This is a genomic window from Sanguibacter hominis ATCC BAA-789 (genome assembly GCF_012396185.1).
In the GTDB taxonomy this organism is placed as follows: Bacteria; Actinomycetota; Actinomycetes; order Actinomycetales; family Cellulomonadaceae; genus Flavimobilis; species Flavimobilis hominis.
This window is the reverse complement of sequence record NZ_JAAXOW010000005.1, coordinates 1-25204: the sequence shown is the minus strand read 5'-3', so window position 1 is coordinate 25204 and position 25204 is coordinate 1. Positions and strand designations below refer to the sequence as shown.

At 71.0% G+C, this 25204-nt stretch carries 22 protein-coding genes and 1 rRNA gene; 10 read left to right on the top strand and 13 right to left on the bottom strand.

Annotated elements, in window-relative coordinates; all coding sequences use genetic code 11:
* Positions 1 to 70 precede the first annotated feature (70 nt).
* Positions 71 to 232: a hypothetical protein gene (locus HF995_RS12765; protein WP_168448208.1), complete on the top strand. Its 162-nt coding sequence runs from the start codon at positions 71 to 73 to the stop codon at positions 230 to 232.
* Between the two features lie 116 nt (positions 233 to 348).
* On the opposite strand, the gene HF995_RS12760 is transcribed toward HF995_RS12765, so the two are convergent.
* The 5 genes from HF995_RS12760 to HF995_RS12740 form a co-directional block, all read right to left on the bottom strand.
* Entirely contained in the window at positions 349 to 1917 is a 1569-nt protein-coding gene (locus tag HF995_RS12760) for a glycoside hydrolase family 43 protein (protein ID WP_168448207.1), read from the bottom strand.
* Entirely contained in the window at positions 1914 to 4286 is a 2373-nt protein-coding gene (locus HF995_RS12755; RefSeq protein WP_168448206.1) for a beta-xylosidase/alpha-l-arabinosidase, read from the bottom strand. Before HF995_RS12755 ends, HF995_RS12760 begins: the two co-directional genes overlap by 4 nt.
* 147 nt (positions 4287 to 4433) lie before the next feature.
* The gene (locus HF995_RS12750; protein WP_168448205.1) at positions 4434 to 5327 is read right to left on the bottom strand and encodes a carbohydrate ABC transporter permease; all 894 of its coding nucleotides are present in this window, start codon (positions 5325 to 5327) and stop codon (positions 4434 to 4436) included.
* Positions 5327 to 6346 (bottom strand): carbohydrate ABC transporter permease, encoded by a 1020-nt coding sequence (locus HF995_RS12745; protein ID WP_168448204.1) that lies wholly within the window; start codon positions 6344 to 6346, stop codon positions 5327 to 5329. Before HF995_RS12745 ends, HF995_RS12750 begins: the two co-directional genes overlap by 1 nt.
* 9 nt (positions 6347 to 6355) lie before the next feature.
* The gene (locus tag HF995_RS12740) at positions 6356 to 7666 is read right to left on the bottom strand and encodes an extracellular solute-binding protein (protein WP_168448203.1); all 1311 of its coding nucleotides are present in this window, start codon (positions 7664 to 7666) and stop codon (positions 6356 to 6358) included.
* A gap of 138 nt (positions 7667 to 7804) precedes the next feature.
* Here HF995_RS12740 and HF995_RS12735 point away from each other — a divergent pair, with 138 nt between their 5' ends.
* On the top strand, positions 7805 to 8842 hold the full coding sequence (locus HF995_RS12735) for a LacI family DNA-binding transcriptional regulator (protein WP_168448202.1): 1038 nt from the start codon (positions 7805 to 7807) through the stop codon (positions 8840 to 8842).
* Here HF995_RS12735 and HF995_RS12730 read toward each other — a convergent pair.
* Positions 8794 to 9405: a class I SAM-dependent methyltransferase gene (locus HF995_RS12730; protein ID WP_350308899.1), complete on the bottom strand. Its 612-nt coding sequence runs from the start codon at positions 9403 to 9405 to the stop codon at positions 8794 to 8796. The genes HF995_RS12735 and HF995_RS12730 overlap by 49 nt on opposite strands.
* 133 nt (positions 9406 to 9538) lie before the next feature.
* On the opposite strand from HF995_RS12730, the gene HF995_RS12725 reads away from it, so the two are divergent.
* A complete protein-coding gene (locus HF995_RS12725; RefSeq protein WP_168448200.1) occupies positions 9539 to 10030 on the top strand; it encodes a DUF4395 domain-containing protein in 492 nt (163 codons plus the stop codon).
* On the opposite strand, the gene HF995_RS12720 is transcribed toward HF995_RS12725, so the two are convergent.
* Both HF995_RS12720 and HF995_RS12715 read right to left on the bottom strand, forming a co-directional pair.
* Positions 10009 to 11142, bottom strand: a complete 1134-nt coding sequence (locus tag HF995_RS12720) for an acyltransferase family protein (RefSeq protein ID WP_168448199.1) — start codon at positions 11140 to 11142, stop codon at positions 10009 to 10011. The two genes, HF995_RS12725 and HF995_RS12720, sit on opposite strands and share 22 nt — an antisense overlap.
* Before the next feature lie 102 nt (positions 11143 to 11244).
* The gene (locus HF995_RS12715; protein WP_168448198.1) at positions 11245 to 12354 is read right to left on the bottom strand and encodes a pirin family protein; all 1110 of its coding nucleotides are present in this window, start codon (positions 12352 to 12354) and stop codon (positions 11245 to 11247) included.
* Positions 12355 to 12877: 523 nt separating this feature from the next.
* Between HF995_RS12715 and HF995_RS12710 the strand changes: the two genes are divergently transcribed.
* Positions 12878 to 13573: a TetR/AcrR family transcriptional regulator gene (locus HF995_RS12710; protein WP_168448197.1), complete on the top strand. Its 696-nt coding sequence runs from the start codon at positions 12878 to 12880 to the stop codon at positions 13571 to 13573.
* Positions 13574 to 13627: 54 nt separating this feature from the next.
* Here the strand turns inward: HF995_RS12710 and HF995_RS12705 are convergent, their stop codons facing one another.
* The gene (locus HF995_RS12705; RefSeq protein ID WP_168448196.1) at positions 13628 to 14200 is read right to left on the bottom strand and encodes a DinB family protein; all 573 of its coding nucleotides are present in this window, start codon (positions 14198 to 14200) and stop codon (positions 13628 to 13630) included.
* A gap of 169 nt (positions 14201 to 14369) precedes the next feature.
* Here HF995_RS12705 and HF995_RS12700 point away from each other — a divergent pair, with 169 nt between their 5' ends.
* From HF995_RS12700 to HF995_RS12680, 5 genes are all read left to right on the top strand, one after another.
* Entirely contained in the window at positions 14370 to 15050 is a 681-nt protein-coding gene (locus tag HF995_RS12700) for a biliverdin-producing heme oxygenase (protein ID WP_350308898.1), read from the top strand.
* Positions 15051 to 15136: 86 nt separating this feature from the next.
* Positions 15137 to 15982 carry a hypothetical protein gene (locus HF995_RS12695; protein ID WP_168448194.1) on the top strand — a complete coding sequence of 282 codons (846 nt, stop codon included), beginning with the start codon at positions 15137 to 15139 and terminating at the stop codon, positions 15980 to 15982.
* Complete coding sequence (locus tag HF995_RS12690; RefSeq protein WP_168448193.1) at positions 15975 to 17009, top strand: heme/hemin ABC transporter substrate-binding protein; 1035 nt, start codon at positions 15975 to 15977, stop codon at positions 17007 to 17009. Before HF995_RS12695 ends, HF995_RS12690 begins: the two co-directional genes overlap by 8 nt.
* Positions 17006 to 18127 (top strand): FecCD family ABC transporter permease, encoded by a 1122-nt coding sequence (locus tag HF995_RS12685; protein WP_168448192.1) that lies wholly within the window; start codon positions 17006 to 17008, stop codon positions 18125 to 18127. The genes HF995_RS12690 and HF995_RS12685 overlap by 4 nt, the downstream gene beginning before the upstream one ends.
* 95 nt (positions 18128 to 18222) lie before the next feature.
* Positions 18223 to 18975 carry a heme ABC transporter ATP-binding protein gene (locus tag HF995_RS12680; RefSeq protein ID WP_434060866.1) on the top strand — a complete coding sequence of 251 codons (753 nt, stop codon included), beginning with the start codon at positions 18223 to 18225 and terminating at the stop codon, positions 18973 to 18975.
* Positions 18976 to 19049: 74 nt separating this feature from the next.
* On the opposite strand, the gene HF995_RS12675 is transcribed toward HF995_RS12680, so the two are convergent.
* Entirely contained in the window at positions 19050 to 20714 is a 1665-nt protein-coding gene (locus HF995_RS12675; protein ID WP_168448191.1) for an MSCRAMM family protein, read from the bottom strand.
* Positions 20715 to 20792: 78 nt separating this feature from the next.
* Positions 20793 to 22475, bottom strand: coding sequence for a carboxypeptidase-like regulatory domain-containing protein (locus tag HF995_RS12670; protein ID WP_168448190.1), 1683 nt, complete (start codon positions 22473 to 22475; stop codon positions 20793 to 20795).
* Between the two features lie 320 nt (positions 22476 to 22795).
* Here HF995_RS12670 and HF995_RS13950 point away from each other — a divergent pair, with 320 nt between their 5' ends.
* Positions 22796 to 22921, top strand: a complete 126-nt coding sequence (locus HF995_RS13950; RefSeq protein WP_286189642.1) for a hypothetical protein — start codon at positions 22796 to 22798, stop codon at positions 22919 to 22921.
* Positions 22922 to 23027: 106 nt separating this feature from the next.
* Here the strand turns inward: HF995_RS13950 and HF995_RS12665 are convergent, their stop codons facing one another.
* Complete coding sequence (locus tag HF995_RS12665) at positions 23028 to 25037, bottom strand: bifunctional copper resistance protein CopD/cytochrome c oxidase assembly protein (RefSeq protein ID WP_350308896.1); 2010 nt, start codon at positions 25035 to 25037, stop codon at positions 23028 to 23030.
* A gap of 77 nt (positions 25038 to 25114) precedes the next feature.
* A 5S ribosomal RNA gene (rrf, locus tag HF995_RS12660) occupies positions 25115 to 25204 on the bottom strand; the annotation flags it as partial.

The window sequence follows — 25204 nt, the reverse complement described above, 5'->3', positions numbered from 1 at the left end:
TGGGGTCCTTCTGGCTCTAGGCCTCGCCGCTGCACGTCGGCGAGGGCAACGCACCCTTGTCCTGGTCCAGGTGATCATCGGGATGGTCGCGATCCTGGCGCTCACCATTTCGGGGATCGAGCAGCGCGCGGTTGCGCTCATGAGCGGCACAGTCGCATTTGTCGTCAGCTACGTCCTCAGCGACATCACCAGCAGACGAGCCAACGAGAGACGGACTCAAGCGTCGCCGTGACAAGCTGACTCCCGCCTGAAGCACCAGTGAGGCGAGGTTCCGGCCGCCCCCTCGGCAACCGGAGCCTCGCCTCGTTCCGTCTCGCCGCGGAGGAGGGTCGGCGCGACGACGGGCGTCTACCGCGGTTCGTACGTCAGCGGGCCGACCGTCGCCTGCGACTGCGTCGCCCGTCCCTCCGACGTCGCGTAGACACCCACCCACAGCCCGAGGAAGCCCCCCGTGGCCACGGAGTCGAGGGTCCGGCCGTCCGCGACCGCGACAGGCAGCGTCGCCGCCTCGCCGTCGGCCCCGGGCCGCGTCACCTCGAACGCATAGTCCTGCCCACGCGCGCGCAGGCGGAGACCCACCCCGGCGCCGTCGACCAGGTCGACGTCCACGCTGCCGAGCACCTCGTCGCTCCCCTGGCGACGGTGCATGACGGTCGCGATCCACGGGCCGACGGCGCGACGCGTGAGGCCGAGCCGGACGTGGTCGTTCTCCGACTGCCGCACGGCGATCCCGACCTCCTCCCCGTCAGGGAGCTCGGCGCGGACCTGGACGGTGATGTCGACGTCGCGGTGCTGCTGGCGCACGCCGAGGAACGCGGGCACCCCCGTGCCGGTCAACGGCTCCGGCCGCACGGGCAGGGTCCAGCGGTCGCCGTCGGGCGCCGCGACGTCCTGCGGCAGGGCGCGGACCGCGCACCAGCGCGGATCGCCCGGGGCGACCACACCCGACGTCGTTCCCTGCACGACGCCGAGTGGGCCGTCCTGCGCGAACGGCACCTCGACCTCGTCAGGGACGCGGCCCAGCCCGGGCGCGAGGACGGGCCAGCCGTCCTCCCACACGACGGGCACGAGGAAGCACTCGCGGCCGAGGTTGTAGTGGTAGCCGCCGTACGTACGCATACCGAGGCACACGGCCCACCAGGACCCGTCCACCGCCTCGACGAGGTCGGCGTGGCCGACGCCGACGAGCTCGCTCCCGCGCCCGAGGTGCCGGTGCGTGAGGATCGGGTTGCCCTTGTTGCCCGTGTACGGACCTGTGACGCTCTCCGCGCGCGCGACGGAGACGGCGTGGTGGAACTCGGTGCCGCCCTCGGCAGCCACGAGGTAGTACGTGCCGTCCTTCTTGTACAGGTGCGGGCCCTCGGCCCACACCACGCCCTTCACGGCGCCGTTCCACACGACGTGCTCGGGCCCGACGAGCTTCTGCTCGGTCAGCGAGTACTCACGGATCCAGACCTCCGTCTGGTGGAACCACTCCGGGTCCTTCTCGACGAGGCGCGTGCCGTGCATCCAGACGCGGCCGTCGTCGTCGAAGAAGATCGACGGGTCGATGCCGCCCACGTCGAGCCACACCGGGTCGGACCACGGCCCGGCCGGGTCGGTCGCGGTGACGAGGAAGTTCCCTCCGCGTGCGTCGTCGGTCGGGTCGACGAACGTGCACACGACGTAGAACACGCCGTCGTGGTGTCGGATCGTCGGCGCATACAGCGCGCCCGACGACGGCACGTCCGAGTAGTCGATCTGGTCGGTCACGGCGGCGCCGACCTGCTCCCAGCGCACCAGGTCGCGGCTGCGCATGATCGGCAGGCCGGGCAGGTACTCGAACGTCGACGTGACCAGGTAGAAGTCCTCGCCGACGCGGCAGATCGACGGGTCCGGGTAGCAGCCCGGCAGGACAGGGTTGTGGACGACCGTCATCGGGTCACCTCGACATCGACGATGCGGGCGTCGGCGGCGGTGAGCTCGTGGAACGAGCCCGTCAGACGGACCGTCGCGCGCTCGGTCGCGGAGCCCGGCACCTCGTGCTTGTGGTTGACGGCGGACGAGACGATCGCGCCGCCCGTCGTGTCCTCGAGCGCCTTCGGCGCGGACGCCCCGGCGTGGTCGGCGACCCACACCTCGACGGTCCCCGGCTCGACGCCGCGACGCATGTCGCGGCCCGTGAACGCGAAGCGGGCGGCGGGCACGCGCATCGTCACCCGGCTGCGCTCCCCCGCCGCGAGCTCGACGCGCGCGAACGCGAGGAGCTGCGCGACCGGGCGCGGCAAGGACGCCACGACGTCGTGCCCGTAGAGCTGGACGACCGTCGCACCCGCGACGTCGCCGGTGTTCTCGACCGTGACGCCCACGGTGATGACGCCGTCGGTCGGTGCCTCGGCGTCGACCTCGAGGTCCGTCGTCGTGAACGTCGTGTAGGACAGGCCGAACCCGAACGGACGCACAGGCGTCGGGTCCGTCGACGTCACGTCGGACGGCCCGCCGAGCACGGGCTGCAGGTAGCGGTACGGCTGCGCCCCTGCGGTGCGCGGCAGGGACACGGGCAGGCGCCCGGACGGGGTGGCCGCTCCCGTGAGGACGTCGGCGACCGCGCGGCCGCCCTCCTCCCCGGGGAAGAAGGCCTGCAGCACCGCGGCAGGGCGCGGGCCCTCGCCGTCGAGCGCCCAGCCGAGCTCGTAGGGGCGGCCTGTGATGACCACGAGGACGACGGGCGTGCCCGTCGCGACGAGGTCCTCGACGAGCTCACGCTGCACGCCCGGGAGGGCGAGCGACTGCGCGTCGTTGCCCTCGCCGACCGTGCCTCGGCCGAACAGGCCGGCCTGGTCACCGACGACGACGACCGCCACGTCGGCTCCCTGCACCGCGTCGCGGGCGGCGGCGAAGCCCGAGCGGTCGTCACCCTCGACCGGGCAGCCCTCCGCACGCACGACGTCGGCCTGCGGGAACGCCTCCGCGAGCGCGTCGGCGACGGTCGACAGCTCGATCCCGTCAGGCGTGCCCGGGTGGTGCGCGAGCACGTGGTTGACGAACGAGTAGCAGCCCATGAGCGCCGCCGACCGGTCGGCGTTGGGGCCGACGACCGCGATCCGCGCGGGGGCGGACCGCAGCGGGAGGGTGCCGTCGTTCGTGAGGAGCACGAGCGACTCCACCGCGAGCCTGCGCGCGAGCGCGCGGTGCTCCGCCGGGTCGAGATCGACCGAGGTGGGCGGCTCGTCCTCGAACGCGTCCGGCTCGAGCAAGCCGAGGTCTTCCTTCTGCGCGAGGACGCGCAGGAGCGCGCGGTCGACGAAGCGCTCGTCGAGCTGCCCCGTGCGCACGCGCTCGGCGAGCGGCTCGAGGTAGGCGTCACCGGTCGGCAGCTCGACGTCGATGCCGGCCTCGAGCGCGAGCGCGGCGGCCTCGCCGCGGTCCTCCGCGACCTTCTGCATGACCTCGAGGAACGCGACCGCGAAGTAGTCCGCGACGACCGTGCCGTCGAAGCCCCAGCGGTCGCGCAGCAGCTCCGTGAGCAGCTTGCCGTCGGCCGCGACGGGGATGCCGTCGATCGTCGAGTACGAGTTCATGACCGCGCGCGCTCCGCCGTCGCGCACCGCCATCTCGAACGGCGGCAGGTACACGTCCGCGATCTCGCGCGGTCCCATGCTCACCGGTCCGTGGTTGCGGCCCGCCTCCGACGCCGAGTACCCGACGAAGTGCTTGAGCGTCGCGATGACGCCCGTCGACTCGAGCCCCTTGACGAACGCGGTGCCGACGACGCCGACGAGGTACGGGTCCTCGCCGATGCACTCGTCGACCCGGCCCCAGCGCGGGTCGCGGATCACGTCGAGGACGGGCGCGAGGCCCTGGTGGATACCCAGCGCCCGCATCGACCCGCCGATCTGGGTCGCCATCTCCTCGACGAGCTCGGCGTCGAACGACGCCCCCCACGCGAGCGGCGTCGGGTAGGTCGCCGCCTGCCACGCGGCGAGCCCGGTCAGGCACTCCTCGTGGACGATCGCCGGGATGCCGAGCCGCGTCTCGCGGCGCAGCCGACGCTGCTCGTCCCACAGCCAGCGTGCCCGTTCGACCGGGTCGACCGGGCGGGTGCCGTACACGCGGGTGTAGTGGCCCAGGCCGTGCTTGGTGATCTCCGGCAGGAGCCCCCGGTCCGCCTGGCCCGCCGTCATCTCGGACTGCATCGGGGCGACGGTGCCGTTCTGGTCGAGCCAGTAGCCCACGAGCTGGGCCAGCTTCTCGTCGAGGGTCATCTGCGCCGCGAGGGCGGCGACCCTGTCGGACACGGTGGGCATGGGAATGTCCTGGTCGGCGGAGCCGGGTGCCGGGACGGCAGGGACGACGTCGAACACTGGTGGTACTTCCTTACGCGCAGAGGAGCAGGAGACTGCTGGCCGTCGCGCCCGCCCCCCCGGCCGGGCGCGACGACGATCACGATCCGGTCAGCCCTTCACGGCTCCCGTGAGCCCGCCGACGATCCGGCGCTCGAAGAGGGAGAAGAAGATGAGCGCAGGGATCATCGACAGCGAGGTGAACGCGAGCACGCGCGCCGTGTCGACGGCGTACTGCGACGCGAACGACTGCACCCCGAGCGGGAGCGTGTACGACATCTCGTTGCTGAGGATGAACAGCGGCAGCATGTAGCTGTTCCACGCGGCGACGAACGCGAGGATGCCGACCGTGACCACGCCCGGCAGCGACAGCGGGACGACCATCCGGAAGAAGAACCCGAGCCGCCCTGCCCCGTCGATCGCCGCGGCCTCCTCGAGCTCGTTGGGGATCGCCCGGAGGAACGGCACCAGGATGATGATCGTCGTCGGGAGCGCGAACGCGATCTGCGGCAGGATGATGCCCGCGAGGGTGTCCATCAGGCCGAGGCTGCGCACGAGGATGTACAGCGGGGTGATCGCGACCGTCATCGGGAACATGAGGCCTGCCGCGAACAGCGAGTACATCGCCGTGTTGCCCCGGAACTTGTAGCGGGCGATGACGTAGCTCGCCATGACGCCGAGGATCACGACGCCGATCGTGGTGGCCACCGCGGAGATCGTCGAGTTGCCCATCTGCCGCCAGAAGATCTCGTTCTCGAGGACGCTGGAGTAGTTCTCCCAGTGCCACTTCGTGGGGAAGCCCGACGGGTCGGTCGTGATCTCCGAGTTGGACCGGAAGCCACCGATGATGATGTAGAAGACCGGTCCGATGCAGATCATCACGAAGAGGAACGCGATCAGGTAGGTCATGGGGCCGCTGCGGTGCAGGCGCGCGCCCTTCTGCTTCTTCGTGCGCGCGGGCCGGCTCGCGGGGAGCGGGGGCGCGGTGGTGACGCTGGCGGACATCACTTCTTCCCTTCCGTGAGCGCACCGGCGGTGTCACGACGGAGCACGAAGCGCTGGTAGATCAAGGCGATCGTGAGCGAGATGACGAACAGGACGACCGCGACCGCGTTGCCGTAGCCGTAGTTCCCGGCCAGGCGCCCCTCGCCGACCATGTAGGTCGCCATCGTCGAGGTGCCGGCGGTCGTGGCCACGTACTGGCCCCAGATGATGAAGACGAGGTCGAAGAGCTGGAGCGAGCCGATGATCGACAAGAACGCCCAGATGCGGATCGTCGGGCCGAGCAGCGGCAGGGTGATGCTCCGCTGCATCTTCCAGTAGGACGCGCCGTCGATCGCGGCGGCCTCGTACAGCTCCTCGGGGATCGACTGCAGGCCCGCGAGGAAGAGGATCACGGCGAAGCCGATGTACTTCCAGGAGATGATCACCATCAGTGTCCAGATGGCGACCTTGGGATCGGAGAGCCACTCGACCGTCCAGTCGGGCAGACCGATCCGTTCGAGGAAGTGGTTCACCGCGCCCGTCGTCTTGAGCATCAGGCCCCAGCCCGTGCCGACGATGACCTCGGAGATCACGTACGGCACGAAGATCAGGACGCGGACGAGGGAGCGGCCCCGCATGCGCTGGTTGAGCAGCAGCGCGAGGGCGATCGCAGCCGGGCCCTGGATCACGAGCGACATCACGAGGATGAAGCCGTTGTGCATCAGGGCGTCCTGGAACTTCGCGTCCTGGAAGATCGTCAGGTAGTTCTGCAGGCCCACGAAGTCTGTGGGCGGGCCGAAGCCCTTCCACTTGAAGAACCCGTAGTACGCCGCCATCAGCACGGGGAAGATGACGAACGCCAGGAACATGATGATGGCGGGGCCGGCGAGGAGAGCGATCTCCAGCCGCTTGGCCCAGTCCGCACCTCCGGCCCGGCGCCTGCGGGCCGGGGACGGTGCCTTGGGGGCACCGTCCCCGCCCGCCGAGCGACCCTCGGGCGGTGACGTGGTGAGCGTGTTGTCGCCCAAGGTGTCACTCATGGTTGTTGACTACTCCTTGGCCAGCGCGTCGGTCACGGACTTGATGACACCTTCGGGCGAACCGCTGCCCGCGAGCATCTCGACGACACCCGCGTTGAGCGCGTTGCCGACGTTCTGGCCGAGCAGGGTGTCGAGCCAGACGGTGACGTACGGCGCCTTGTTGTAGGACGCGAGGACGTCCTTCAGAGCCGGGTCGGTGATGACGCCCTGCGCCTCCTGGTTGGCCGGGAGCGTCACGAACGCGGTGGCGTACGCCTCCTGGTTCTCCTTCGACATGAAGAAGTTGAGGAACTTGCCGCAGGCCTCGGCCGGAGCCTTGGCGGAGCAGCTGTAGCCGTCGACGCCACCCATCATGGCGGCCGGGTCACCCTTGCCGCCGTCGACCGCCGGGAACGGGAACCAGCCCAGGTCCGCGAGCGGCTTCTTGTCCGGGGTCAGGTCGGCGATGACGCCGGGGTTCCACGCGCCCATGAGCTCCATGCCCGCGAGGTGGTTGGCGATCATGCCGGCCGAGGATCCGGCGCTGCCCTGCGCCTCGGTGGTGAGGAAGCCCTCGTTGAAGGGCTGGGTCTTGGCGAAGTCGTTCAGTGCGGTCGCAGCAGCGAGCCAGCACGGGTCGCTGAAGTCCTTCGTGGCCGGGAGCTTGTCCATGACGTCCTTGGAGCAAGAGCGCAGCGCGAAGAAGTAGTACCAGTGCGCCGCTGGCCATGCAGCCTTGCCGCCGAGCGCGATCGGGGCGACGTCGATCGCCTTGAGCTTCTCGTCTGCGGCCGCGAGCTCGGTGAAGTTCGTGGGGGTCGCAGAGATGCCGGCCTGCTCGAACAGGTCCTTGCTGTAGTACATGCCACCCGGCAGGATCGCCGTCGGCATGCCGTAGACCTTGCCGTCGACGGTGAACGCGTCGAACGCCGGGCCGACGCCGGTCTTGACGCTCTCGTCGATCAGGCCGGTGATGTCGAGGACCTGGCCGGCCTCGACGATGTCGGCGAGCTTGCCACCACCGCGCGCCATGAAGACGTCGGGTGCGTCGCCTGAGTTGAGGGCGGTCTGGAGCTTGCCGTCCATGTCCTCGTTCTGGATCGCCTGGACCTCGACCTTGATGCCGGGGTTGGCTGCCGTGAAGTCGGCGGCCATCTTGTCCCAGTACTCCTTGCCGGGACCGGTGGTCGAGTTGTGCCAGAAGGTCAGCGTGACGTCGCCGCCACCGCTTCCGCCTCCGCCGGTCGTGCTGTCCGGGTTGTCGCTGCCTCCGCAGGCAGTGAGCCCGAGCGCGAGCGCGGCGACCGCGGCCGTTGCGCCCAAGAGCTTGTGTGCACGCATCAGTTCGTCCTCTCCGTCGAGTTGCACTGATCGCCGCTCCGACCATCGTTGGCCGCGGGCGTCGACACGAGACTTGCACGTCCGGAATGATCCCGTCAATCGTTATCGATAACGTTTTACATACGGTACTGTCGCCCCATGGCACAGCGGGTCACGATCACCGACGTCGCCCGGACGGCAGGCGTCTCGGTCGCGACCGTCTCGAAGGTGATCAACAGCAGGTACGGCGTCGCCCAGAGCACGACCGCGCGCGTCAAGGAGGTCATCGAAGACCTCGGGTACGAGTCGAGCCTCGTCGCGCGCAGCCTGCGATCGCACAAGACCAACGTGATCGGCATCCTCGTCGCCGAGTTCGAGCCCTTCAGCACCGAGATCCTCAAGGGCGCCTCGAGCGTCCTCGCCGGCACCGGCTACGAGCTGCTCGCCTACACGGGAGGGCAGCACAGCGGCGGCGTCGGCTGGGAGCAGCGCTATCTCAGCCGCCTGAGCGGCACGCTCATCGACGGCGCGATCCTCGTCACCCCGACCGTCCTCGACGCGGACGCGGCGATCCCGGTCGTCGCGATCGACCCCCACACGGGCCCCGGCGGCATCCCGACCGTCGACTCGGACAACCTCGCGGGCGCCGCGACCGCGACCGAGCACCTCATCAGCCTCGGCCACCGACGCATCGCCTTCCTCAGCGGTCGCGACGACCTCGAGTCCTCCCGCCTCCGCGAGGAGGGCTACCGCCAGGCGCTCACCGCTGCGGGCATCGCCGTCGACCCCTCGCTCGTGCGCTCCGGCGACTACCGGCTCGAGACGTCGCGCGGCCCCGCCCGCGAGCTGCTCACGCTTGCCGACCGTCCGACCGCGATCTTCGCGGCCAACGACCTCTCGGCGCTCGCCGCGATGGAGGTCGCGCGGGACCTGGGCCTCGACATCCCGGGCGACCTGTCCGTCATCGGCTTCGACGACATCCCCGAGGCAGCGCGCAGCAACCCGCCGCTGACGACGATCCGCCAACCCATCCAGCAGATGGGCGCGACGGCCGTCAACCTCCTCGTCGACCTCATCGGCGGCCGCGCCCTCGACTCGACGCACGTCCGGATGCCCACGTCGCTCGTGCTCCGCGGGACGACGGGACCTCAGTCGGCGCGCAGCACCGCGACGACGAAGTCGCTGTCCGACTCGTAGGGGCGCAGGTCCCACGTCGCGAGCATGAGGTCCGGCACGAGACCGGCCGTGCGCGCGTCCCCGAGCAACTCACGCACCTCGTAGCCCCGCCCAGCCCCGAAGCCGACGACGACGCGTCCGCGCGGGCGCAGGTGCGCCCTCATCCGCTCGAGCGCGGCCGCGTGCGTGCCCTCCGCGAGGAACGTCATGACGTTGCCCGCCGAGACGACGACGTCGAACCCCTCGTCGATCCCGTGCGCCGTGAGGTCCATCTCGCAGATGTCGTCGACGACCCAGGTCGCGTCCGGGTGGTCCGCCCGCGCCGCCTCGATGAGCACCGGGTCGACGTCGACGCCGACGACCGTATGCCCGCGACGTGCCAGCTCGCCGCCGACGCGCCCGGGGCCGGAGCCTGCGTCGAGGATGCGCGAGCCGCGCGGCACCATCGCGTCGACGAGGCGCGACTCGCCGTGCAGGTCGTCGCCTCGCGCTGCCATCGCGCGGAACCGTTCGACGTACCACGCCGAGTGGTCCGGGTTGGCCGCGACGATCTGCTCCCACCGGCTCGGGGTCCGCTGGCTCACTGGGTCCTCCTCGTCCGTGCGCGCCGCTCGACGGCGCGCGTCCGCAGCCAGCGTCGCACGGGCGGCGCCCGAACGCTGGGACACAGGTCCTCCGGCTTTGCCAGAGCCTCGTCCGGGCCGCAGACTTCGCCCCATGCGGTCTTTCTTCTCCTTCCCCAACCCGGTCAACGAGCTCGCGGCGCGCACCGTCGCGGCCGGCGTCGTCGTGCTTGCGGTCACGTCGCTCGTGACGCAGTCGTGGATCGTGCTCGCGGTCCTCGCGGCCGGGTTCCTCGGCCGCGTGCTCGCAGGACCGCGCCTGTCGGTCCTCGGGTGGCTCGCGCAGCGCGTGATCGCGCCCCGGTTGGGGGCCCCTCGCCTCGTCCCCGGCCCGCCCAAGCGCTTCGCGCAGGGCATCGGCGCGACGCTCACGGTCGGTGCGCTCGTCGCGTACGCGTCGGGAGCCCCGACAGTCGCCTGGGTGCTCGTCGGCCTCGTCGTCCTCGCCGCGACGCTCGAGTCCGCGCTCGCATTCTGCCTCGGGTGCTGGATCTTCGGCCGCCTGCAATCGGTCGGCCTCATCCCTGAGTCGGTGTGCGAGGCGTGCAACGACATCCGCCTGCGTCAGCCGGCGTCGGCTGCCTGAGCCTCGGGTACCGCGGCGCGGCCGCGCGCTCGTGAACTGCGGAGGCGATCACCCGTGGCGAGGACGAGCCAGAGCGCTGCCGCGAGCACCGCGAGGTACGGCGGGCGCGTCCACCACCAGGTCGCGCTCCCAGGTTCGGGCAGCGGCAGCCCGGCCGCGACCCACGCCCCCGTGAGCACGACGACGACGGGCAGGTGCCACAGGAACGCGCGCATCGACAGCGCGGCAGCCCGGTCGAGGACCGGCGCGAGGCGCGGCCCGTCGAGTCGCCCCACGACGACGGGCCGCAGCAGGAGCACGCCCGCCACCTGCACGAGGACGTGCAGCATCGCCAGGGTGCTCGGCGGGTTCATGGGCGACCGCTGGCCCGCGGTGCCGACCATCGACTCGGCCCACCACGGTGACGCCGCCGCGGCGGCCATGGCCGCGAGCGCGAGGACGAACCACACGACGACGGTGCGCCGCGGGAGCCGCAGCAGGCGCCCGTCGCGGTACGCGAAGCCGAGCTGCTGCGCGAGGCCCCACACGAGCACGTAGTTGGCGTACCCGGTGAGCGGCACGTCGGTGAGGATGCGCACGGCGTCGACGGCGACCGAGCCGAGCGCCATCGCGACCGGTACCCGCACGCCGAAGCGTTCGTCGAGGCGGAGCATCGTCGGCGTCAGCATGGCGAGGACGGTGTAGACGGCGACGAACCACATGGGCATGAGCACGACGACGGCGACGGTCAGCGTGAGCGTGCGCGGCGCTCCGAGGGCCAGGGCTGCCGCGACGACGGCGAGGACGACGAGCACGAACGGCGCGACGGGGCGCAGCAGACCGACCACACGTCCGCGGACCCAGGCGCGGTCGGTGCGCCCGCGGGCACGCGCCCGGGCGAGGCTCGTCGCGTTCGAGAACCCGCCGACGAAGAAGAACAGCGGGATCAGGACGAGCACCCACGTCACGGGCCACAGCCACGGGGCGTCGCTCAGGACGTTGCCGACGCGGAGCACCTCGTCGTCGTCGGGGCGGACGGCCGCCATGGTCCAGTGCCCGAGGATGACGGCGCCGAGGGCAGCGGTGCGCATGAGGTCGGCGAACCTGTCGCGCGTCGCGGGTGTGGTGGCCACAGACACACTCTGGCAGGGGGGTGCCGCGTTGTCCCGCCGTCGCGCGGCCTCTGGGGACCAGCGTTCCCCGGGCGCGCGGCCAGGCAAGGACGCTGGGGCGTCTCAGTCGCGACGCCGCGGGCCGCGCGGCCCGGGCACCCGGAGGCGGACACCTGCGAGCTCGGGGGCGGTGGCGGGCGCGGCGCCGTCGTCGACCCGGCCGAACCTCGCGTTCGGGTCCGCGCCGTGGGCGCGGCGGGTGCGTTGCGCTGCCCAGTCTGCGCGGGCGGTCGCGATGCCCTCGTGGCCGGGCGCGGCGAGCCCCCACCACAGCACGGTCTCGTCGACCGCGGGAGGTCCGCCGAGGATGAGGAGCCTGGTGGGCGCGTCGCCTGCGGTGAGGCGCACGTAGGTGCGGCCTGCGGGCAGGACGACGAGCTCCGCGACGGTCGCGCGCGCGTCGTCGACCGTGACGGCCCCGTCGTCGACGAGGAGCCCGTGCTCGAAGGTGGGGTCGACGGGCAGGGCGATGTGCGAGCCTGCGGCGAGCTCGAGCTGGGCGCACACGAGGGGCCGGTGCGTCGTGGCGGGCGAGGTGATCCCGCAGGCCGTGCCGATCGCGACCGTGAGCCGGACCCCGCCCTCGGCGAGCGTCGGCAGGTCGGCGTGGTGCTCGAGGCTCGCGGGGAGGTCGAGGGCACCGGGGGGAAGGAGCGCCGCGAGGCGAGCGGCGCGGAGCGGTGTTCGGGAGCCGTCGCCGCTCGCGTAGGCGAGCCCGTGCGAGGCGCCGCTGCCTGCGGTGAGGAGCGACAGCTCGCCGGCCCGGACGACGGCGTTCGGTGCCGCGGAGGTCCGGTGCTCGATCGCTCCGGAGAAGATCCACGTGACGAGCTGGAGCCCGGTGTGGGGGTGGACCGGGACGTCGTGCGCCGGGCTCTGGTCCGTCCGCTCCTCGGCGGCGAGGTGCTCGACGAAGCACCAGGGCCCGACGCGCCTGCGCGGTCCGGGGAGCGTGCGCGCACGGCCCGCTCCCGCAGGGGCGGGCGTGAGCAGCTCGGGCGGGGCGTGGTCGGTGACCGGCTCGGGTGCGGGTGGTCGCACGGCGCGGATGCCCGGGCGGCTCGGGCTTCCGTCGGCGAGGCCGGGTCGTGCCGACCTGCGGCGTGGGACGGGCGGAGCGGGTGCCACAGGTGCGGGTTCCTCGCTCTCGGGCCCGCGGTCGACGTCGCTCACGGGCCTGAGCCTAGGCCTGCGGGGGCGCTGTGGCGAGGATCGTGGGCGCTCGTGCCGCGCGTCTGCAAGGACGGAGCCCCGCGGTTCGCGGGGCTCCGTCGGACCGCACGACCTCGGCCTGGGGCCGTTCGACGAGTGGTCGTGCACATGGCTCCGCGGCGTGTCCGCCTTCGGTGCCGGTGCTGCGGTCGGCCTTCCGGGCTCGGGTGGGCTGTCGTCGATCGTGGCGCGTGGCGCGCCGACCCGTCCGTTTTCCGGAAGACCTGGGGGTGCAGTTCTCTCCTTTCCTATTCCTCTCGGGTGCCGTCGGCAAGGCTTCATCCCCTTGTCATTTGGGGTGTGCGCAACCCACAGCCCTGTCCACAGGCGGGACCCTGGATATCTCGCGGGGTGCACACCCCTGTGGAGCAGATCTGTGGATAACTCGACGCAGGGTGTTCACACTGTGGATGCCCGTCCGAGGGTGTGGACCGCCACAGCCCGGATGGCGCATGTGATGACACAGTGGTGGCAGAATGTCACCATGCCCAAGATCATCGGTGGCTCGCTCGCTGAGCACCGCGAACAGACCCGCAACAAGCTGTTCACCGCCCTTGCCACCCTCATGGACGACCGCGGCTTCGACTCGATCACGCTCGCGCAGATCGCCCAGGCGGCCAAGATCGGGCGCACCGCCGTCTACAACCACTTCCCCGACAAGGAGTCGCTGCTCGTCGGGTTCATCAACCATGAGACCGAGCAGTACGTGGCGAGCCTCGAGCGTGAGCTCGAGAACGTCGACGACCCTGTCGACCAGCTGCGCACGTACGTCCGCGCGCAGATGCGCCTCAAGCGCGTGTTCCACCTCGCGCCCGGGCCGGACCTGCGCACGGTCGTCTCCCGCGGGACGCAGCACCAGCTCCGGGAGCACGCCGACATGGTCGAGGGCATCCTCAAGCGGATCATCGGCACCGGCATCGAGCGCCGCGCGTTCCCGCCGCAGGACCTCAGCGTCACGGTCGCGCTCGTGAACGCCTGCCTGTCAGGCCGCACGCTCGGGCACGACGACGCGTCCCGTGCGGTCGCGACGCGCGCGACGGAGGAGTTCGTGCTCCGCGCGATCGGGGTCCCGCCGGCGTCCGCGAGCTCGGGGGTCGCTGTGGACGAAGAGCCGGCACTGTCGGGGGCGACCATGCGCCCTGCGCCGACCGGCCCGGCCGGCTGCCCCTTCCACCACTGACGCCGCTCTCGCCGAGACGGCCCCGACCGCACAGCCGGGGCCTGGCTGCGTCCGTCAGACGTCCCCGAGCTGCTGCCGGACGTCGTGGACGTGGTGCACGACGTCGTGCAGGAAGTACTGCAGGAGCGTCGCCGTCGTGAAGGACGAGCCGTTCGACCGCTCGCCGCGCCGGTCCCACGCGTCCTCGGGGAGCGTCTGCACGATGGCGGCGAGCGCAGCGGCGCTCTCGGTGAGCTCGTCGGCGACGACGAGCGGGCGCTGCTCACGGTAGCGGCCGACGACGGCGGCCTCGTCCTGGTCCCAGTTGCGGAACGTCGGGTCGTCCTCGTCGCGGATGAGCTCGACGCGGGTGCCGAAGATGTCATAGACGTCGCGCACGTGGCAGGCGTACTCGAGGGGTGACCACACGTCGGGCGCGGGCCGCTCGCTGACGCGCGGGTCGACGAGGACTCGACGCCAGAACGCGATCTGTGCGGGGACGAGCTCTGGCACGGTGCGAGGGTCGACGTCTGCGGCGGTGAAGCCGCACTCGGGGCACGTCTCGCGCAGCACCCAGGTCCAGTCCTTCACGTCGGGTTCGACTGCGGCGACATAGGGCTCCGCGGGCGTGTCGGGTGTCGTGTCCATGGACGAGCGTAACCACGTGCGACTGGGCGCGCGCCAGGGCCCGTCTCACCGTGTGAACAAGGGTAGGCATACCTAACTACGTGTGGTGAGGTGTCAGTGTGTCATGACGTTCCGTCAGCACACGACCGACCGGCCACGCCGGCCTCGACGACCGCACCGGAGACCCTCAGTGACCGCCACCGCTCCCACCGTCACGACCGCGACGGACCGCGCCACCCTCTCGGCCCTGCTGCGCGAGGGCACCCGCCAGGTCCACCGCGAAGCCGAGACGATGGGCTTCGTCGAGACCCTCATGTCCGGCGGCTTCGGCGAGCGCGGCAAGGCCGCCTACGCCGACCTGGCAGCGCAACAGCTCGCGATCTACAGCGCCCTCGAAGCCGCGAGCGAACGCATCGCCGCGACCCCCGAGGGTGCGGCAGCCCAGATCGTCTTCGCCGAGCTCGAGCGCACACCGCAGATCGAGCAGGACCTCGAGCACCTCTTCGGTGCCGACTGGACCGCGAAGATCACCGTCCTGCCAGCGACCGCACGGTACGTCGCCCGCCTCGACGCGATCGACTCCCTCCCCCGGTACGCCGCGCACGCCTACACCCGCTACCTCGGTGACCTCTCGGGCGGCCAGATCATCCGCACGATGCTGCAGCGCCACTACGGCCTCGGCGATGCGGGGGTCTCCTTCTACCGCTTCGAGGGCATCGAGAAGGCGAAGGTCTTCAAGGACGTCTATCGCGAGCGGCTCGACGCGATCCGGTTCGACGACGAGGGTCGCGCAGCGGTCGTCGCAGAGGCACAGGAAGCGTTCCGTCTCAACCAGGCGCTCTTTGCCGAGCTGGGTGACATTCACCTCTGAGACGGCCACCCCGTCCGCGCGCGACAAAGGCTATCCTTACTTCGCCGCAACCTGCCTCTCTCCGCGCCGACGAGGAAACCCCTTCGATGCTCAGCACCCCCGTGCCCGCAGCCGGCCTCCGGCTGCCGCTCCGCCGCGCCCTCGCGACCGCGGTCGCGACGCTCGGCCTCCTCGCCGTCGCACCGGGGGCCCACGGCGCCGATGGCCCCGTGTCAGGCGAGGGACCGGAGGGCCAGAAGGTCACGGTGACCCGCGCGACCGGCCTCGACCCGACCGGCGCCGAGCTCACCGTCACGGGCGAGGGCTTCGACGAGTCCATCGGCATCTACGTCGCGGTCTGCGTCGACAACGGCCCAGAGAAGCGGCCGACGCCGTGCCTCGGGGGCGTCGACATGGCGGGCACGACCGGATCGAGCGGCTGGTTCTCCTCGAACCCGCCGTCGTACGGCAAGGACCTCGCGCAGCCGTTCGGCCCCGGCGGGTCGTTCGAGCTGACGACGACGGTCGTCGCGCAGGACAACCTGACCGACTGCCTCGACGAGGCGGCCGCGCCCGACGGCTGCGTCCTCGCGACCTTCGCCGACCACACGCGGATCGACAACCGCTCGGCCGACGTGCGCATCCCGCTGACGTTCGCCGCGCCCGGCGCCGCTGAGCCGACCGACGCGACGACGGCGCCGGCAGGGACGTCCGACGCCGCCGAGACCGCACCGCCGACGACCGAGGGTCCCGCGGTGTCGTCCGCGTCCCCGGTCCCCGCGACCTCGAGCGCCACGTCCGCCGACAGCGCCGCTGGCGGCGCACCGCTCGTGTGGGTCGGGGTCGGCGCGGTCGTCGTCCTCGGCGGCATCGCGTTCCTCCTCGCGCGACGGCGCACCGCAGCGACTCCCGGCGATGCAGCGCCCGTGAACGACGCGGACCGAGATGCGTGAGCGGACGACGGCGCGGCTGCGCGCGGCCCTCGCCGCGATCGCGGTCTGCACGCTCGCCGCGGGTTGCGGCGCCGCCGGCGCGACCCCAGCGAGCGAGCAGACAGGCACCACCTCGGGCCCGACGGGACCACGCACGATCGAGGCGCTCGCCGACCCGGTGCGCCCGCTGGCGACCCCGACCCCCACGCTCCCGGCGACCGTCACGTCGGCCGACGGCGTCGAGGTCACCGTCACCGACGCGAGCCGCATCCTCGCCGTCGACCTGTATGGCACGTTCGCCGAGATCGTCTTCTCGCTCGGCCTGGGCGACAACGTCATCGGGCGGGACGTCGCGAGCGGCTTCGAGGAGGCCGAGCACCTGCCGGTCGTCACGGGCTCGAGCCACGCGCTGAACGTCGAGTCGATTCTCGCGCTCGACCCCACCGTGGTGCTCACCGACACCTCGATCGGCCCGCCCGAGGTCTTCGACCAGCTGCGGGCCGCCGGCATCCCGGTGGTCTTCCTCGACCCGGAGCGCACTCTTGCGGGCATCGACGACCACATCCGCGCCGTGGCGGCCGCGCTCGGCGTCCCCGCCGCGGGCGAGGAGCTGGTCGCTCGGACCGACGCCGAGATCGCCGAGGCACGCGCGCTCGCCCCGGCGGACGGGTCGGGGCCGCGCGTCGCGTTCCTCTATGTGCGCGGCACGGCGGGCGTCTACCTGCTGGGCGGCCCCGGCTCGGGTGCCGACGCGATGATCGAGGCGGTCGGCGCGGAGGATGCTGGCACGGCGATCGGCCTGGACCGCAGCTTTACGCCCATCACGAGCGAGGGGATGATCAACGCCGCACCGGACGTCCTGCTCGTCATGAGCGCGGGCCTCGAGTCCGTCGGTGGTGTCGACGCGCTGCTCGGGATCCCGGGCATCGGCCAGACGCCCGCGGCCGCGACCCGGCGCGTGATCGACGCGCCTGACACAGAGCTGTTGTCCTTCGGGCCGTCGACCGCGGGCACGATCACCCGCCTCGCGAACGCGCTCTACCGATGAGCGTCCGCCCCGCTCCCGCCGCAGACACGACCGGCTCCGGCGTCGACGCCCCCGCAGCGCGGATCGAGGCGACCCGTCCTGCGCGCGGGATCGCGCTCCTCGTGGGCCTCGTCGTCGCGCTCGTCGCGGCCGCCCTCGTCTCTGCCGTGTCAGGCCAGACGCCGGTCACTCCGGCCGAGGTGCTCGGCTCGGTGCTCCATCATCTCGGTCTCGACCTAGGGACGCTGCCCGCGCACCCGCAGGGCGACAACACCTTGTGGGTCGCGCGGTTCCCGCGGATCGCCCTCGGTGTCCTCGTCGGCGCAGCGCTCGGCTGCGCGGGCGCGCTCATGCAGGGTGTGTTCAGCAACCCGCTCGCGGAGCCTGGTGTCATCGGCATCTCGTCGGGTGCCGCGGTCGGCGCGTGCACGGTCATCGTGCTCCCGATGGCGGGCGGGGTGCTCTCCGGGTCGCTGGCTGTTGCGGCGGCCGCGTTCGTCGGTGGGCTCGTCACGACGCTCGTCGTGTATGCGCTCGCGCGGGCGAACGGGCGGACAGAGGTCGTCACCCTTGTCCTGACGGGTGTCGCGATCAACGCGTTCACCTCGGGGGTGCTCGCGTTCCTCGTGTTCATCGCGTCGCCGTCGGCGCGCGAGCAGATCGTGTTCTGGCAGCTGGGGTCTCTCAACGGTGCGACGTGGCGCTCGGTCGCGATCGTCGCTCCCATGGTCGCGATCGGGCTCGTCGCGGCGATGATGCTGCGCCGCAAGCTGGACCTGCTGTCGCTCGGTGAGCGCGCGGCCCGTCACCTGGGTGTCGACGTCGAGCGGTTGCGGCAGGTCGTGATCCTTATCGTCGCGCTGCTGACGTCTGCGGGCGTCGCGTTCACGGGCATCATCGCGTTCGTCGGCCTCGTCGTCCCGCACGTGGTCCGGATGGTCGCGGGTCCTGGGCACCGCTTCCTCGTGCCGGGCTCGGCGCTCGGTGGTGCGCTCGTGCTCGTCGTCGCGGATCTGGTGGCGCGCACGGCGATCGCGCACGCGGAGCTGCCGCTGGGCATGCTCACGTCGCTCGTCGGGGGGCCGTTCTTCTTCTGGCTCCTGCGTCGCACGCGTACGTCGCAGGGGGGCTGGGCGTGAGCGGGGTCGTCGGGACGTTCCTCGACACCGTCCGTCTGCGGCCCCGGCATCCGCGGCTGCCTGAGCGTCTCCCGGTCGGGGAGGCCCTCGCCGAGGTGCGCGACGCTCACCTGACCCTGGGCGGCTCGTCGATCCTCGACGGTGCGAGCCTCGAGGTGCGGGCGGGCGAGGTGCGTGCGCTCGTGGGTCCGAACGGCGCGGGCAAGTCGACGCTGCTGGGCGTCCTGACGGGCGACCGCAAGCCGTCGTCCGGCGAGGTCACCGTCCACGGCGCTCCACTCTCCTCGTGGTCGACGACGGACCTCGCCCTGCGGCGCGCCGTCCTCACGCAGGACGTGGCGGTATCCTTCCCCTTCACGGTCCGCGAGGTCGTCGAGATGGGTCGGTCACCGTGGCGCGCGACCCCCCTCGAGGAGGACGACGACGCGATCGTCGCCGCGTCGCTCGAGGCGACGGACGTCACGCACCTCGCGACGCGCAGCTTCACGACCCTGTCGGGGGGCGAGCGGGCGCGTGCGGCGCTCGCTCGCGTGCTCGCGCAGCGCACGCAGCTCTTGCTGCTCGACGAGCCGACGGCGGCCCTCGACCTGCGGCACCAGGAGCTGGTCCTCACGCTCGCTCGCACGCACGCCCGTGCTGGCGGCGCGGTGGTCGTCGTCGTGCACGACATCGGTCTCGCGGCGGCGTACGCCGACCAGGTGACGATCCTCGCGGGCGGCCGGGTCGTCGGCGACGGCATCCCGGGCGAGGTCCTGACGCCGGAGCTGCTCTCGGCGGTCTACGAGCACCCGGTCGAGGTGCTCGAGCACCCGCGCGGGGGCGCTCCGATCATCCTGCCGCGTCGCTGACATGACGGGAGGGCGGGGAGCTGTAGCTCCCCGCCCTCCGCGACGTCAGTGGGCCCACGCCCGCCCGGCCGAGGTCATCTCGTTCTGACCGTGATTGTCGGCGCAGCCGTCGTCTTGCCCGCCTTCACGGTCACCGGCGACTTCGACGTCGCGTGGAAGTAGCCACCTCCGAGCCACTCGTCGTCCCACGCCCATTGCTCGCTCGCGTCCTTGAGGTGGATCGTGTACTTCCCTGGGACGACCTTGATCTCGTAGCGGCCGTTCACGTCCGTGGTGGCGACGTTCCACGACCACTGACCCCAGCTGTCGACGAGCGTGACTCCGACCTTTGCGGCAGGTCTCCCGGTGTCGGTGACGACCTTGCCCGCGAGTGTCACGGTCTTGGCGAAGCGGAGATCGACCTTGGCTGTCTTCCCCTTCTTGACCGTCACAGCGCGGGTCTTACCCGTGCGGTCCTTGCCTGTCGCGCTGACGACGTACCGCCCCTTGACGGCCCCCTTGAGCGTGTACCTGCCCTTCGACGTCGTGGTGACGACCCCGAGGTAGGTGCCATATCCGTCGGAGACGCGGACCTTGCCCTTGAAGGGCTTTCCGTTCGCCTTGCGGACCGTGCCCGTGATCGTGGTCCCGAGAGGCCGCGTGAAGGAGACCCTCGTCGTCTTCCCACGCTTGACCGTGATCTTCTTCGAGATGTTCGTGCCGCCGAGGATCACGCGGTACTTGCCCGCAGGCAGGTCGGAGATGTTCGTGGTCCCCCGCTTCGACGAGTGGTACGTGCCGACCGTCGCGCCCTTCGCGTCTTTCACCGTGGCGTCGAGGCTGACCTTCTTGGACAGCTTCGCGGGGGCCTTGACCGTGACCTTGACCGTGCCCCACTTCTCATCCACGTTGATCGTGACGTTGCTGGTCTTCTTCGGGGTCACCGTGACGGTCTTGTATCTGCCGACCGTGTAGGTCCCGCGCAGCATGCCGTCGAGACGGACGTGACCGTTCCTGTCGGTGCGCTTGCGGAGGTAGAAGTTCCGGTCGACCCCGTGCACCGTGATCCGCGTGTCCGGCTGGGGCTTGCCCTTCGCATCGACGACCTTCACGCTGATGGATCCGACCTGGGTGAACATCGGGATGTCCACGGTCGCGACGCTGTCGGCCGGGACTGAGACGGTTGCCGCGTCGGCTTCCCGGGTCACGCCGCCCAGGTAGGTCGTGGAGTACCCGGCATTCGTGGCGGGCCTCTCCCCCCACACCTGGTACGGCACGCCCGGGCACGCCTCGAAAGCGAACCGGCCGTCAGAGTCCACCGCGCCGAGGTCTCGATACTTCCCAGCGCCTGAGGCGTTCACCCGGGCGCCCACGGCCGGAGCTCCGTCTGCGGTGAGGCGCCCGGTGATCACGCTGACGCCGTCGATCGTCAGGGAAGCTCGGCTCGCGACGCCCGCGACGTGGTGGACGCTCGCCGCGGCCGGCGAGGTCGTCACGCACACCGAGTCGAACGTGGCCCTCACGGCGTAGTCGCCCGCGGCCAAGGGCACCTTGACGCTTCCGTGAGCGTCCGCGACCTCTGTGGCGACAACGTCAGGACCGCGTGTGACCGTCACCTTGGCGCCCTCGAGCGGGCCTCCGCCACGATTGGTCACGACGACCTCGAGAGGCGCCACGTCTGCCGCACCCGCAGGTGCGGCAGCCACCCCGGTCAGTACCACGGCCACGACGGCCAGAGCCGCCAGGATCTTCCGTCTCATCAGCTTCTCCTAGTCTTCCTTCGAGGCGGGGAGCTGCGGCTCCACGCCTTTCACACGCCTCGAGCACCTTGTCCTGGATCAGGGCCCCTTGACCGTGATCGTCGGGGCCGCGACCGATGTGCCCTTCTTGGCGGTGACCTTGGCCTTGCCATGGAAGTAGCCGATGCCGCCATCCGTCGGGTCGACGGTTCGCAGCGTGAGCTTGCCCGGCTTCACCTTGAGGGAGTAGCGCCCCTGGTCGTCCGTGTGTCCGAGGCTGATCGAGACCTCGTGGCCTCGAGAGTCGTAGGCGGCAACCTCCACACCTCTCGCCGGGGAACCCTGCGAGTTGAGCACCGTGCCGGTGATCGTGCCGGTCTTGACGAAGCGCCAGCTCGCCTTCGCGTTCTTGCCCTTCTTCACCGTGACGGTCGTACCTCGACCCAGGTCGCTCTCGGCGTGCCAGGCTGTGATCCGGTACTTGCCGGGCATCGCACCACGGATGGTGTACTCGCCGCGCGCGTTGGTCTTCACCGTGGCGAGCACACCGCCGCGGGAGTCATAGGCGATGAGCGAGCGCTTCGCGAATGCCTTGCCGTTGGCCCAGCGGACCGTCCCGGTGATCTTGGTGCCCACGGGTCGTGTGAACGAGATGCGAGTCGTCTTCCCCTTGGTGACCTTGACCTGCTTGGAGATGCCGGTTCCGTCCAGGTAGACGCGGTAGCGGCCTGGCGCGAGGTAGCTCACGGTCGTCTTGCCGTTGTGGAACGGGCCGTACTCGCCGACGGTGCGTCCCTTCGAGTCCTTCACGGTCACACCGGTCTGAACGTGCTCCTCGATCTGCTTGGGGACGGAGACCTTGGCGCTGATCTTCCCTGGGATGGTGCCCGGAGGCAGCTTGATGTTCGCGGTGCCCGTCCTGCCGGTCGTCACCTTGACCGCGACGGAGCGCTCGGCTGCGCCCTTGCGCGACGTGACCTTGTAGCTACCGTGCGGGAGTCCGGGGATCCGGTAGGTGCCGTCAGCCGCCGTCTTCCCGGTGCTGACGCCGAACGCATTCCGGTCGGTGGCCTTGGCCTCGACCCAGACGCCCGCGACGGGCCTGCCCTTCGAGTCGACGACCTTGCCCGTGATGTTGCCGAGCGATGAGTACAGCTCGAAGTTTCGCTCGGCCCAGCTGTCGCGCTTGTACCCCACCCCAGTGCCGTCCGCGCGGCGGCCGGTCGGGCCGCTGTAGGTGCGCGGGGAGTTCCCGCCTGTGCCCCAGTCAGCCGACAGCGAGCCTCCGTCGAGCCACTCGGAGTCGTCGCACAGGGTGAAGGAGTACCACCCGTCCGCATCCGCCTTCGCCACCTCGGACAGGTCCAAGGAATCCAGGTAGATCCGAGCGCCGGCAACGGGCAGCTGCTTGGAGGTCACACGCCCGGACACCACGCTGGGGCCGTCGAGGGCGAGGTTGAGGCGCTGCGTCGAGCCTGCCGTGAGCACGACGTCGGACACACCCGGCGCAATGGCTACGCACCCGTCGGCGAAGGTCACCGTGACCTGGTACGTGCCGGTCGGGAGGTTCGTCGTGAGCCGCCCACGCGCGTCGGACTCCCCAGAGGCGACGACTGCCCCACCTTGGCGGACAGCGACCTCGGCGCCATACAGCGGGCCGCCGCCCCTGTTGGTCACGACGACCTCGAGCGGTGTCACGTCCGCGGCACCGGCGGGTGCCGCCACGAGACCGGCTGCAGCCACAGCGATCGCAGCAGCCCCTGCAAGAATTGTCCGTCTCATCGAGCTTCTTCCCCTGTCAGAGGGCCGCCCGCACGAGTCCGTTCTCGTTCTACCACCTGCCCCATGGCGATGCTAGCCGAGCGTGCCGGTCGCGCCAACCCTCGCCGGGCGTCGAGACGTCCAGGGTTGCTCGACGTCGGGCCAACACCGTCTCGCCGATGATGTGCCTGAGCGCGAACGGTTCGCACTCGCTGGGGTGAGCGCCAGCATGGTCGCCGTCTCGTCCAGGGTGACAGCACCTTGGACTCCGCCGTGCGCCTTGAGAGACTCTCCCGCGTCCCTGGTCTCGTCAGGGACGCCATCATGAGAGTGAGGTACCCATGGACTCGACGGCCCCAGCGTCGGAGGGCGAGTCGGCTGCGGCAGACGTTCTGGCACGCGAGTTCGTGACGGACTTCGACGTCCTGACTGGCGTCGTCTCGGGGATCCTCTCGGTACCCGAGTAGGTCGCGCCTCACGACGAGTCGCGCTCACGCCAGCCGGTGACCGCCCTGCCTGTGCCAGCCGGCGGCATCGCGGGCTCTGCGCACGACGTCATCCGCGATCCGGTGCTCAGCGGTCTCGCTCCGCCAGCTTCGCGAGCATCGCGTTGTAGTCGTCGAGCTCCACGTCCCCGCGTGTCTCGATGCGACGGTCCCGCCGACGGGCGGCGCGCTCGTCGTCCTTGGCCCAGCGCACCGCGACGACGACGGCGAGCACCATCGTGGGGATCTCTCCGATCCCCCACGCGATCGATCCACCGACCTGCTGGTCCGCGATCGCAGTGTCACCCCAGGTGCGGCCGAGCAGCCCGAACCACTCGGGCACCAGCAGCACCTCGCTCGTGACGAGCGTGACGCCGAAGAACGCGTGGAACGCCATGGTCGCGAAGAGCAGGAGCAGGCGCATGGGATAGCCGGGGCGCTGAGGACCGGGGTCGACGCCGATGAGCGCATTGGCGAAGAGGTATCCGGCGAGCGTGAAGTGCACGATCATCGCGATGTGCCCGACGTGCGTCGTCAGCGACCACTCGAACAGGTCGGTGAAGTAGAACAGGATCATCGAGCCCGCGAAGTTGGTCGCGGCGACGAGGGGGTTCGCAAAGAACGCGCCCCAGCGGGACTGGACGAGGACGAGAAGCCACTCGCGGGGGCCGCGGGAGCCGTCGTGCCGCTTGGGCAGCGCCCGAAGGGCCAGCGTCACGGGTGCGGACAGGGCGAGGAACAACGGGACGACCATGGCCATGACCATGTGTTGCACCATGTGGGCGCTGAACAGGACATGCCCGTAGACGGCCGCGCCGCCTGAGGTCACCCAGAGCATGACGACCATGCCGGTCGCCCATGCAGCGGTGCGCCCCCAGGGCCAGCGGTCGCCGCGACGGCGCAGGCGCAGGATCCACCGGATGTAGACGACGAGCGCTGCGCCGATCAGCAGCGTCATGAGCACGTCCCAGCGCCACTGGGTGAACCAGGTCGCGGCGGTCTGCTCTGGCGGCAGCGGTTCGCCGGTGATGACCTCGGCGGGCGTGAGGCCTGCACGGGGCTCGTCGGGCACGGGAGGGCTCGAGGATCCGAGCGCGGAGGCCACGCCGACCACGGCGCCCATGAGCACGAGCTCGACCGTCACGAGCCGCCAGAAGGTGAGGCCCTCGCGAGCGAGCGTGCCTGCACCGCTCCGAGCGAGTAGCGCCCTGCGGTGCAGGAGACCGACGACCCCGATCCCGGCGATCAGCAGGACCTTGACGATGACGAGCCGTCCATAGCTTGTCCCGAGGTCACTGAAGCCGCCGAGGCGGACGACGGCGCTCGCCACACCGGAGTAGCCGACGATGACGAGGCACCAGGCAGCTAACGGTGAGAACCGGCTGATCGCGTCGGCCAGGGCGGGGCCGCGCAGGCCGCCTGCGGCGCGTACGGCGGCGAGTGCGAGCATCACACCGACCCACGTGGCGGCCCCCACGAGGTGGAGGAACATCGCGGACACGGCGATGTTGTGACCGGATGCGCCGGCGGAGTGGCCGGTGAGGGACCGGAGCGCCAGGGCGGTCGCGGCGAGGGCAAGCGTCCATGCGGCCCCGGTGGGGGTGCGCACGATGATCGCCAGGACGGCTACGGCGCCGGCGATGAGGGTGATCGCGAGGAGCACGCGCCCGAGCGGCACTCCGGTGAGAAAGGATGCGAGCTGGGCCCCGTAGACCCCGTCGGAAGGTTGTCCACCTAGCACGTCGGTGAACGTGAGGAGGGTGTCGGCGACGGAGGTGAGGGCCCACAGGCTGCCGCCGGCGGCCGCGGCAAGGAGTGCGCGGCTGCGGTCGGCGTCGTCGCCGAGGAGGAATACGACTGCGACGAGGGCACCGATGGTGAGGGCGGCGGCGAGCTCCCCGGTGACGCTGACGAGAGGAAGGGACCAGCGGACGAGTGCGCCTGGGTCGGCGACGACCGCGGGGTCAAAGACTCCGGTGGTGCTTCCGGCGAGCAGGACAAGCAGTAGCCCGGTGGCGACCGCGGCGCCGACGCTGATCGCGTAGCGGGTGCGCTGTGGCTCGTGTGCCGTGGGGGCGGGGGCTTGTGTGTGCTGCACCTGTTCAGCCTAGGCCGGGGTGGTCTGGGTACGCCAAAGACCCACCCCGGTCGGGGGTGGGCCTTTGGTGAATGGTTGTCCGGCGGCGTCCTACTCTCCCACCCCGTCTCCAGGGCAGTACCATCGGCGCTGAGAGGCTTAGCTTCCGGGTTCGGAATGGGACCGGG